7 protein-coding genes are annotated in these 10,967 nt (G+C 63.1%); 4 read left to right on the forward strand and 3 right to left on the reverse strand.

Features of this window, described 5'->3' with window-relative positions; translation table 11 throughout:
- The first annotated feature begins 11 nt into the window (after positions 1-11).
- Positions 12-1,169, forward strand: a complete 1,158-nt coding sequence (nagA, locus tag VW23_RS16605) for an N-acetylglucosamine-6-phosphate deacetylase (RefSeq protein WP_069910669.1) — start codon at positions 12-14, stop codon at positions 1,167-1,169.
- A gap of 55 nt (positions 1,170-1,224) precedes the next feature.
- Here the strand turns inward: nagA and VW23_RS16610 are convergent, their stop codons facing one another.
- From VW23_RS16610 to VW23_RS16620, 3 genes are all read right to left on the reverse strand, one after another.
- Positions 1,225-1,887: an outer membrane protein gene (locus tag VW23_RS16610; RefSeq protein ID WP_084646243.1), complete on the reverse strand. Its 663-nt coding sequence runs from the start codon at positions 1,885-1,887 to the stop codon at positions 1,225-1,227.
- A 365-nt stretch (positions 1,888-2,252) separates the two neighbouring features.
- Positions 2,253-3,914, reverse strand: a complete 1,662-nt coding sequence (locus VW23_RS16615; protein ID WP_069910664.1) for a sulfotransferase family protein — start codon at positions 3,912-3,914, stop codon at positions 2,253-2,255.
- A gap of 53 nt (positions 3,915-3,967) precedes the next feature.
- A complete protein-coding gene (locus VW23_RS16620; protein ID WP_069910665.1) occupies positions 3,968-4,711 on the reverse strand; it encodes an SDR family oxidoreductase in 744 nt (247 codons plus the stop codon).
- 137 nt (positions 4,712-4,848) lie between these two features.
- On the opposite strand from VW23_RS16620, the gene VW23_RS16625 reads away from it, so the two are divergent.
- The 3 genes from VW23_RS16625 to VW23_RS16635 form a co-directional block, all read left to right on the forward strand.
- The gene (locus VW23_RS16625; protein ID WP_069910666.1) at positions 4,849-6,552 is read left to right on the forward strand and encodes a tetratricopeptide repeat-containing sulfotransferase family protein; all 1,704 of its coding nucleotides are present in this window, start codon (positions 4,849-4,851) and stop codon (positions 6,550-6,552) included.
- Positions 6,553-6,856: 304 nt separating this feature from the next.
- On the forward strand, positions 6,857-8,254 hold the full coding sequence (locus VW23_RS16630; protein WP_141728366.1) for a porin family protein: 1,398 nt from the start codon (positions 6,857-6,859) through the stop codon (positions 8,252-8,254).
- 226 nt (positions 8,255-8,480) lie between these two features.
- Positions 8,481-10,967, forward strand: a 2,487-nt coding sequence (locus VW23_RS16635; protein ID WP_069910668.1) for a BON domain-containing protein, incomplete at its 3' end; no start/stop codon positions are given.

The following is a 10,967-nucleotide window of genomic DNA, read 5'->3' on the forward strand; positions in this document are numbered from 1 at the left end:
GAGCAAAGCGCATGACCACCAAACAAGCCTTCACCGGAGCCCGCATATTTGATGGCACCGAATGGCACGATCACATGGCGCTGGTCGTCACCGACGGCAAGGTCGAAGGCCTGATCGCCGCCGACTCGCCTACCGATGCCATCCGCGTGCCAGCCGATGGCGCGATGATCGTCCCCGGCTTTCTGGACCTGCAGGTCAACGGCGCCGGCGGCGCTCTGCTCAACGACACGCCGACGCTCGATGCGATCCGCACCATCTGCGCGACCCTGACGCAGTTTGGCTGCACCGCCTGCCTGCCGACGCTGATCACCGACACGGTGCCCAAGAACGAGGCGGTCATCGCCGCCGGCACCGCTGCAATCGAGCAGCACGTCCCCGGCTTCCTCGGCCTCCACCTCGAAGGCCCGCACCTGTCCATCGCCCGCAAGGGTGCGCACGATCCGGCCCTGATCCGTCCGATGGACGAAGCCGACCTGCAGCGGCTGCTCGCCGCCAAGCGCGCACTCCCGACTCTTCTTATTACCGTCGCTGCGGAAACCGTTGGTCAGGAACAGATTTCTCGTCTCGCCGCAGCCGGCATCATCGTCAGCATCGGCCATTCCGACGCGACCTATGTGCAGGTCGCGGCTGCGGCGGCAGCCGGTGCTTCGATGGCCACCCACCTGTTCAACGCGCAGAGCCAGATCGGCAACCGCGAGCCGGGCCTCGTCGGCGCGGTGCTCGATTTGCCGGGCCTCGATGCCGGCCTCATCGCCGACGGCATCCACGTCCACCCAACCTCGATCGGCATCGCACTTCGCGCCAAACGCGGCCCCGGCCAGGTTTTTCTCGTCTCCGACGCCATGTCGATCACCGGCACCGACTGGACAGAATTCGAGCTCACCGGCCGCACCGTCTACCGCAAGGATGGCGCCCTGCGCCTCGCCGACGGCACCCTCGCCGGCGCCGACCTCGCGATGATCGACGCCATCCGCTATGTCCATCAGACCATCGGCGTGCCACTCGACGAGACCCTGCGCATGGCCAGCCTCTATCCGGCCCGCGCCATCCACGCCGAGGCCGACCGCGGCCACCTCAGCAAAGGCGCCCGCGGCGACTTCGCGGTCTTGAGTGACGACCTCAAGGTCCGCTCTACCTGGATTGGCGGGACGAAGGTGTTCGGCGCCTGAGCAAAACAACCGGCCGCTCCGAGGGACGGCCGGTCGCAATCCGTTCGACTATTTATCAGAAGCCGAAGTTGAGGCCGGCCTTCACGGTGTGAAGCTGCATCGACACATCGACGTCGGCATTCACTGGGGCGCCGAAACTGTAGGTCTCGGCGCCGAGGTCGGTATAGGCGTATTCGCCGAACACCGAGATGTTGTCTGCTACGGCGATTTCGACGCCGGCGCCGGCCGTCCAGCCGACATGCGTGTTGCTGACTTCGAGGCCGGCCGCATCGCCCGTACCGCCGCCATACGCGACACCCGCCTTGACGTAGGGCAGCACCCCATCGAGCGCTAGGCCGATGCGAGCGGTGGTCGAGCCGAGCCAATCAACCGTATCGTCCGCACCGCCGCCAAGCTCTTCCGAGGCAATCGCCGATAGGCTGAGGTCGGTCTGCACGCCGAACACTACGGCGTCCATCTGTACGTTGTAGCCCAGGTGCACGCCGCCCAGGAATCCGTCGACCGGCTGCTCTTCGTCGTCGGGGTCGATGATGACGCCGTCGAGGAACTGCGTGCCGGCCCCATACCCGATATGCGCGCCTGCATAGAAGCCAGACCAATCGACCGCCGATGCGGTGGCGATAACCGCCGGTTCCTCGATGATCAGGTCGGCCGCCCGGGTAGCGCTGGATAAGGTCGCAACGGCAGCGCCGAGCAACAGCACGGAAGCAATCTTCATAATGAAACCTCTTAAAGTATGCTGGAATCAAAATAGGTTGCGTCGGCGAGAGGCGTCAAGCGACGTGCCACGTTCTGTCCGCGTTTTCGCTGGGTTGTACCGTATTACCGGAGGGATGGCGCGTAGTCCGCCTCGCCGACGGCGCCGACTTGGCGATGATCGACGCAGTCCGCTACTTCCACCAGACCATCGGCATACCGCTCGATGACGCCCTGCGCGTGGCCAGTTTCGAGACCCCCCGCGCGCAATCCACGCCGAGGCCGACCGCGGCCGCCTCGACAGGGGCGCTCGCGGTGATTTCGGTGTGCAGAGCGATGACCTGCCATGTGCTCTACCTGGATCGGCTGCGAGAAGGTGTCCGGGACTTAGAGGGTCTCGTAGCCGAAGAACTCAGCCCACTTAGTGAGCGGAGCTGCCTGCGGTTGCGTGAACAGGAAGTCGTAGTTGCGCCAGTATGTTTGGACGCCGAGGGATAATCCTTGGCGGACCTTTTGATAGCTCGGCGTCCGTGCTGCCCTATCGCCAGCACGTTCAGCGAATGTGAGCACTGCCGGGTCCCAATCCAGACTCAAGAAAGCGAGGGCGTTCCGAGTAACCGCTTCAAAATCAGGCACGAGATCGTCGTATCTCACGTAATGAACCAGCGGGTCTTCTAGCGAATGGACTTTGAACCATTCGGTCATCGTAAGGTCGTAAAGCCGGATAGTATCAACTAAATTTAGGAAGTTTGCTGTCGCCGGAGTTGCACCAAAGAGCTGCTGAAAGCAGCTAAGCGCAACATCATAGGGGTGTCGTATCGAAAAGATGAAGCGTTGATTTGGCAGTAGTCGCTTCACAAAAGGAGCAATGAGCGAACGGGCCGGGAGCTTGTCAACGTAGACGTCAGCGCCGTCCTTTCGAGCAAGTCGATCGAGCGAAGAAAAGTAGCGCTCGCGGGCCTCTACGAAAAGCGCAACGCTTTGTGCCTCATGTTCCGTCTGGCCTTTGTTTCCTCGATCTATGTAAGCCGTTGCGGTTTGAAATGTTGGTACTTCCTCAAAAGTTTCGATCCGGGGATGCGACGCTAACGCGTTCTCCAGCATTGTTGTTCCAGATCGGGGAAACCCTACCATCATCACGTAATTTGGCCGATCAAACTCCGGTAGAGATGGGACCTCTTGGGCGTTTCGCGCCAGACAATCTGAAATGTAGCTCGTCGGGGCGAAAGAAGCTGCCTCAAGAGCATTCATGCTCGCGTAGCTCCTGTATGCCTCCCGAAATTGCCCAAGTTTGTAGTGCGCTTTAGCCCTCGTCTGCTCGCCGGTCGAGCCGATGGAAAATCGCCCGTCGTCCGCGCGCCCGGCATCCTCAAGTTCCTTCAGCAGGAGCAGACATCCTTTTGCGTCTCCTTTGACAAGCTGGACTACGGCCCTAAATAACGCCGCGTGCCGCTCCAGCTTATCGATGCCGACTACCCGTAACAGCACATACTCAAGAAGATCATATCTGCCTGCACCCTCCAACATCGTTGCAAGAGCTGAAAATGACTTGATGTCGTCCGGTCGAACCGCTACTGCTTTGGCCAGAATTTTGACGGAACCTCGCCATCCATCAGCGACTTCGGCATAGGTTGCCGCGTTGCGCAACATGCTAACCTCGCCCCAAGCAACATACTTGGCGATCTCAACGTCGCGCTGCCTTCCCGCATCATTTCGGGAACGAGCTTCGATGCTGAGCTTCTCGAGGTCTTCGATCATATCTGGTCCCAAGGCAGCTATTTCAGCAGCCAGCATGTGATCGTGAGAATGGTCGAAATACCTGAACGCCCGACGACGAACCGCACCGTGCCGGGACAAATCGAGCAGTCGCGACAAGTCACGCTGTTGGAAAGCGTCCCTTTCCATGAGTCCCAAAACTCCGCCGACCGCCAGAATGGTGTCATCTGACCTGGCGAGTGTCCGATAATACTCGTCGCTGTCCGCGTTGAGGTCAGCGAGCCCAACGATCGGCGCAAGAAGTTTCTCATGCTGAAAGGCAGGGACAGTCATCTGGCATCTCGGTTCTTGACTAGGCTTATTGCAGAAGGGATGCGATCAGAGAACTAACCCCGACCGATATACGGCATGGTAGTCGCCATCACCGTCATGAACTGCACGTTCGCCCCAAGCGGCAACCCGCTCATATAGAGAATAGCGTCCACCACGTGCTGCACGTCGAAGGTCGGTTCCGGCTCCATCGTGCCATTGGCCTGCAGCGACCCGGTAGTCATCCTGGCCGTCATGTCGGTTGCGGTGTTGCCGATGTCGATCTGCCCGCAGGCGATGCTGAAGGCTCGTCCATCCAGCGAAATCGCTTTGGTCAGCCCGGTGACCGCGTGCTTGGTCGCGGTGTAGGCGGCAGCGCCCGGACGGGGCACGTAAGCCGAGATCGAGCCATTGTTGATGATCCGTCCGCCCTGCGGCGTTTGGTCCCGCATCGCCCGGAACGCCTCGCGCGCCACATAGAAGGCGCCGTTGAGGTTGACGTCCACCATGCCCTGCCAGGTCCCGATATCGGTATCGCCGAAGCTGGCCTGCGGCGCGAAACGCCCGGCATTGTTGAACACCACGTCCACCCGGCCCAGTTTCGCTTTGAGATCGGTGAAGTAGCGATGCACGGCTGAGGGGTCGGTGACGTCACAAACCCCGCTATATTGCGCCGAGCTCAGCCGCGCCGTCTCCTTGAGCTCGGCCTCGCGCCGCCCCAGAATCGCCACACGATACCCAGCCTTACCCAGCCCGATTGCCGTCGCACGCCCGATACCCGAGGTCGCGCCGGTCACCACCGCCACCTTGCCGTCTGTCATTTTCTGCTTTCCCGCCCTTTGTTGCCGTCATATGGACGAGGACTTGCGGCATAGGCAAGGCAGCCATTGGCAAGAGACGCATGTCCCCTTCCCGTCGAATTCCCCCAAAGCAACCGCAAGGCCGAACGTCGGACAATTTGCTGCAGCGCGGCATCGAGTTCCATCAGGCGGGGCATGGAAAAGAGGCAGCTGGCCTGTACCAGCAGATTCTGCGTCTCGATGGCGGCCACCCCGCAGCCAACCATCTGTTCGGGCTCACCCAGTTGCAGCTGGGAGACCCTGCAGCCGCCATCCGTCACATCGCAGTGGCGCTCAAGGCCGAGCCCGCCAACCCGCAATACCTGGCCAATATGGGCGTGGCGCTGAACAGCGCCGGTCGCAACGACGAAGCGGTGGAAGTGCTGAAGCGCGCCGTGGCCATCCAGCCGGCCTCGGCTGAAATCTATTCGAATCTCGGCATGGCGAACCGAGCGCTCGGGCGGTTCGATGAGGCCGCCGATGCCTATGGCCATGCAGTCGAGCTTCGGCCGACAGAGCCCGCTTTCCACTTCAGGCTGGCCAGCATGCTGCGTCAGGCCGGGGACCACTTCGCGGCGGAAGCGTCCTATCGCAAGGCGATCGAGCTGCGACCAGGCTATGCCGAGGCCTATGATCGGCTTGCCTTCATGCTGATCGACCAGGGGCGCGCTGCGGAGGCGCTGGAGGTACTCGACAGAGGATTGGCTGTCCGGCCCGAGGAGGCCCCCCTTCACCTGCAACGCGCGCGTGTACTGCGGGCGGATGGGCAGCTGAAGCAGGCAATCGCGGGGTTCGACCGCACGCTCGCGCTGCGGCCGACATTCGGCGAGGCACACCTCCAGCGCGCTACGACGCTGCGCCATCGGCAACGCGACATCGCGGTGGCCGCGATGGAGCAGGTGTTCCGCGATGAGGGACTCGACGCACTTGACCGCATCTATGCAGGCTTTGGGCTCGGCAAGGCTCTGGCGGACCTCGGGGATCATTTCGGATCCATCGCGGCATTTATTGAAGCAAATCGCATGCAACGACAACGCGTCGCCTTTTCGCTGAGTGATGAGATTCGCGTGCTGCAGGCGGACGTGGCGCGCTTTCGGAATATCGATGCGACAGCGCTGGGTAATGCTTCGTCCGACTCAAGCCCAATCTTCGTCGTCGGTCTGCCGCGGTCGGGGAAGAGCACGCTCGAACTGAGCCTTGGTTCGCACCCGGCATTTGCAGGTGCCGGAGAACTGCCGACCATGGGTAGGCTGGCGCGGGAATTGATCCGGGAGGCTGGCGGGCGGCCCCTATGGGAGCTGGCTGCCGAACGCTTCGCCGCGCTCGGGCGAGCCTATATGGCGGAAGCTAACAGGCTGGTTCCGGCGGGCAAACGCGTTATCGACACCATGCCGGCCAACTACCACTATCTCGGCTTCATCCGCCTGGCGCTGCCTCAGGCGCGGGTGATTCACTGCGTGCGCCTGTCCGCCGAGCATCGCGTCGCCATATTTGAGAAGTTCCTCACCGGCGTGGGGTACGAGTACTCAAACGATCTCGGCGAGTTACGAGGCTACCACGCCGCCTATCTGCAAATGATGGGCGATTGGCACGCACGTTTTCCGGGCCTCATCCACAAGCTCGATATTGGTGCTTCTGCAGGGGATCGGCGTGCTTTGATCGAGAGCATGCTGCAGTTCTGCGGCGCCGAGTGGGACGATGCGTGCCTGGCATCGGTGCAATCGGAGCCGCAGCAGGATGACTGGTCCAGCGACGAGCGCGCCGTCAACCATTCGGGCCATATGGCCGCATGGCGGCAGCTTCATCCGGAACTCTGGACCTGAGTCCGACGGGGCGGATGGTCTGGCTGGCGTCGATTCCGGCGGACGCTGCTGCAAGTATTAACGGCCCGTTTCCAAACCTGTGCCGAATTTGCAACAGCCAGATTGCAACCACCTTGCCGTTGCCCCAATTCGGCCATTCTGCGATTGCGCCTCCCGAACTCCTGCGTAGAGTGGGTCTTGCGAATCCATGCATGGGATCGTTTGTCGGTCGCAAACGCGACGACAACACACACAAAAGTGTGGTCGCGTTTCGACAAGCCGCCGGGCAACTGGCAAAACGAATGACTGACTTTGGAGGTCAATAATGAAAATCAGGAGCCTTCTTCTGGGTTCTGTGGCGGCAGCGGGTCTCTCGACCGGCGGTGCCTACGCGGCCGATCTCGGCGTTCTGACGTCGCTCGACGTTTGCGACGCGCTGGGACTGTCGGGTCTGACGATCTCGTCCGACACCAACTGCCTGCAGATCACTGGCGAAGTGAAGTACAAGTTCACCTGGGGTGACTTCGACGACGAAGACCTCGTGATCGACAGCCCGAATGGTGGCGTTGCCTTCTTTGGCGGCGACGGCGAGAACGACTGGCGCTCGCGCTTCGACGCCTGGATCAAGTTCGTTGCGACTGCTGACTCGGATTTTGGTCCGGCCAAAGCCGTGCTGAAGCTGAAGCAGGTGACTGATGCTCGCGTCGATGACGAGGGTGTGAAGTATTATGGCGGCTCGACCACCGGCGACGGTGGCACCGTTTTCGATCCTGGTGGGAACCCGATCGGTACCGTTTCCGGTCCTGGCTCAGTCGTTCTTGACGAAGCCTATGTCTCGATCGGCGACTCGACCGTGATCATGGCGGGCAAGAAGGGCTCGATCATGAACAAGGGCGACGACGAGCCCCTGACTTGGCTCGACCTCTTCAACTCCGAAGACGTTGATCGGGGCGTCAGCTGGGGCCCGCTCCCGAGCTCTGAGGGTCTTGATGACGGCGGCATGGTAATCCAGGTTACCTCTGACCTTGGCAATGGCTTCACGCTCAGCGCCGGCCTCGAGAACCTCGATGGTGCGCAGACTGCTCCGTTCGGCCTCGGTGGTGCTGGTACTGCCGTTGGCGTGATCGCCTACGCTGGTGAAGGCATCTCGGCTCACATCACCGGTGCCGCTGCTGGCGTGCTCGATGGCGAAGTCGAAGCTTGGGGCGTTCACGCTGGTTTCGCCGGCACGTTCGACAACTTTAAGGTCGTCCTGGCTGGTGCCTACGGCCACGACGAAGTCGGCGTGATTAATGACTACTGGAACGTTCTGGCGTCCGCTTCGGCGACCTTCGACATGTTCACGATCGCTGGTGCTGTCGAAGCCGTTGACCTGGATGGCGACACGGACTTCGGTGCTTCGGGCTCCATCAGCGTTGCGGCGACCGAAGGCGTCACCATCAACGTCGGTGGTCGCTGGTACCAGTCCAACATTGCTGGCCAGGGTGACAGCTACCAGGTTGCGGCTGGCGTTTCGGCCGCGGTCACCGAGTCGATCACGCTCACCGGCGAAGTCGGCTACGTGAACGGCGACTTCGATGAGCTGTTCTACGGTTCGGCCAAGCTGGCCTGGGCTCCGGGCGGTGGTTACACCTCCTCGATCAAGGGAACGGTCACTTCGGGCACCGACGATCAGGACCTCGGTTACAAGATCGAGTCCGAGTTCAAGAAGACCTTCGAGTAAGCCTTACGGCCCAATCGGATTGGAAAGGCCCGGCGTCAGCCGGGCCTTTCTGTTTTCAGGTGGGACGTTCACGTAGTTGTCAGGCTTCGTTCATTTGGCCGCATTTATCGGTTCATGCTGACATTCAGAAATTGTCAGTGGCGTTGACGCACTTCTCCGATTCAGTGTTTGGCGCTATGGCTCGTCGTCGGCTCGCTGCCGGCGGATTTCTTGTTTCGGGGGCGGCATGAGCGGCATCTTCCTGCGCTGGGGTGTACCAGCCTTCGTCACAGTCATCGGCGGCACGGTCGCCGCTGTGGCGACGAGCGGCAGCGCCATCCCGCCAGATCTTGCGAGCCGCGCCAGCGTGGTTATCGCCGGCCCTGAATTCGAATGGGCCAGGCTCAGTTTCGACATGCGCGATGCCACCATTTCCGGCACCGCCACCACCGAGGCGATGATCGACGCGGCTGTCGCCAAAGTCGCAGCTGTGCACGGTGTACGCAGCGTGACCTCGAAAGTGGTGCTTGCCGAGTACGTCAGTCCATTTCCGTTCATCGCCACCGTTGACGACGGCGTGCTCACGCTCTCCGGCGGTCTCCCCGACGAGGAGGCGCGCGCCGAGATTCTTGCAATTGCGGGGCAGGGGGCGCGCGACGAGACGCGACTGATGTCGGGCGCACCGAACCGGGCGAACTGGGTCGCCGCAGTCACCTACGCCCTTGGCTATGCCACGCAGCTCGATGAGGGCGAGGTCGCGCTCGCTGATCTCGACCTGACGATCTCCGGCCGAGCCAAATCGCCTGAGGCCTACGCTGCGCTCGCTGCAACCGACGCGGCGGATACGCCGTCCTCTGTTACGCTGGCTTATCGCGAGGTGCAGCCGGCGCTGGTCTCGCCGTTTGAATGGCGAGCCGAGTATGACGGGCGAAAACTGAGTCTCTCGGGCGCCACACCCAGCGAAACGCTGGTCGGCGAGCTCGAGGCGCTTGCGCCCGCCGGGACCAACGTCTCCACCAGCCTCGTCCTCGCGTCCGGCGCACCCGTCGAGTTTGCTACCTCGGCCAAGCTGCTGCTGCAAAATCTCCTGAAACTGGAGAGTGGTAGCGCAACAATCTCCGATGGCACTTCAACCCTGACTGGCTCCCCGGCGGACGCCGCGGCGGCCGAATCCGTACGTGTCGCCATGACGCCATCTGGCGCCGCCGTGACGCTCGGGCCGCCGCATGTCAGTGAGTACTGGCTGAGCGCCGAGCGCGGCGGTGGTGGCATCGTCCTCGATGGTTTTGTTCCTGATGCGGCATTGCGCGATCGGCTGGAGGCGCTCGACAATGTCGACGCCGCCGGGCTCGAACTGGGTCGTGGCGCGCCGGAGCGTTTCGAATCCGGCATCGATTTCGTGCTCGAGACGCTGCGCCGGATGAGCGAGGGGCACGCGACCATCCAGGGCACGGTGATCACCATCGAGGGCCGCGCTGCTACTGTAGCTGACTTCGGGGCCATTGAAACGCGGCTGGAGCTTGGCGCGCCGCAAGGTCTCATTCTTGCCAGCACTACGGTGAAGCCACCTCTGGCGACACCGTTCACCTTTGCCGCGGAAAAGACTGCCGCGGGGCAGTTCTCGCTTTCGGGCTACGTGCCCGGCGCCGCCGCGCGTAGGGCCCTGGTTGCGGGTCTGCCGGCGGTCGCGAGCGACACCACCGTCATTGCCGACGGCAACCCGGCCGACTTCGAAGCGGCCGCGCTCAAGGCGCTCGGGGTGCTGCAGCTGCTCGACCGCGGCAAGCTCAGCTATGACGGCGCCAGCTGGAGCCTCAGTGGCGCCGTCGATACGCCGCAGGAGGCTTTTGCCGCTGAGTCTGCCTTCGCCGCCACCGGCTTGCGGACTGCGGGCTGGACTTACGCCGTCAGCCTGCCGGGCGCCGTGGAAACGGCCGCGCTGCCGGTGGTTGACCCCTATGTCTGGCGGGCGCAGAAGTCGGCCAATGGCACGATCGCGTTCACCGGCTTCCTGCCGACCGAGCAGCTGAAGCGCTACCTCGCGGGACACGCCGGCGCCAACGTCGTCGATGGAACGACCCTTGGCGCCGGTGCCCCCGAAGGGTTCATCCCAGCCGCGATCGGTGGTCTCGATGCCCTGTTGGAGCTCGACGAGGGCACGCTGGCGCACTCGGCCGGCAGCTGGTCGCTGACCGGCAAACTGCCGACCACCACTGGCCGCTACGAGCTGGAAACCGCCCTGCGCGCTGCAACCGACACCTCTGCCTGGCACGTCGCCATCCAGGCCGGCGATGCCGCGCCGGTCGTCACGCCGTTCGTCTGGTCGGCGGTGAAGGCCGCCGACGGCAGCTTTGCCCTCTCCGGCTATGTGCCGACCGAAGAGGTGCGCCGCTTTGCGGCGGTGCGCGCCGGCAAGGTCAGCAGCGACAGCACGCTGGTCGGGTCGGGCGAGCCGCAAGGCTTCATCGCCGACTCGCTGGCGGGCCTAGACGCCCTGCTGAAGCTCGAGAGCGGCGAGGTGAAGTACGACGGCAAGTCGTGGTCGATCTCCGGCCAGCCGGTCTACGCTGCTGACGCCGACGCGGCACGCGCCGCCATCGCGACAGCCTCGGGCGGCGGGGCAGGCTGGGCCGATGCTCTGGCCGAGCCCACTCAGGTCGCGCCCCAGCCTCCGCCGGGTGCGGCGGAACCGGCGGCGCCAGCCGCCTCCCCGGTTGCGACGGTGCCCCCCCAG

The organism is Devosia insulae DS-56 (assembly GCF_000970465.2).
Classification (GTDB): domain Bacteria; phylum Pseudomonadota; class Alphaproteobacteria; order Rhizobiales; family Devosiaceae; genus Devosia_A; species Devosia_A insulae.

Coding starts and splice junctions, on each gene's coding strand:
- nagA (WP_069910669.1), top strand. CDS start 12: ATGACCACCAAACAAGCCTTCACCGGAGCCCGCATATTTGATGGCACC.
- VW23_RS16610 (WP_084646243.1), bottom strand. CDS start 1,887: ATGAAGATTGCTTCCGTGCTGTTGCTCGGCGCTGCCGTTGCGACCTTA.
- VW23_RS16615 (WP_069910664.1), bottom strand. CDS start 3,914: ATGACTGTCCCTGCCTTTCAGCATGAGAAACTTCTTGCGCCGATCGTT.
- VW23_RS16620 (WP_069910665.1), bottom strand. CDS start 4,711: ATGACAGACGGCAAGGTGGCGGTGGTGACCGGCGCGACCTCGGGTATC.
- VW23_RS16630 (WP_141728366.1), top strand. CDS start 6,857: ATGAAAATCAGGAGCCTTCTTCTGGGTTCTGTGGCGGCAGCGGGTCTC.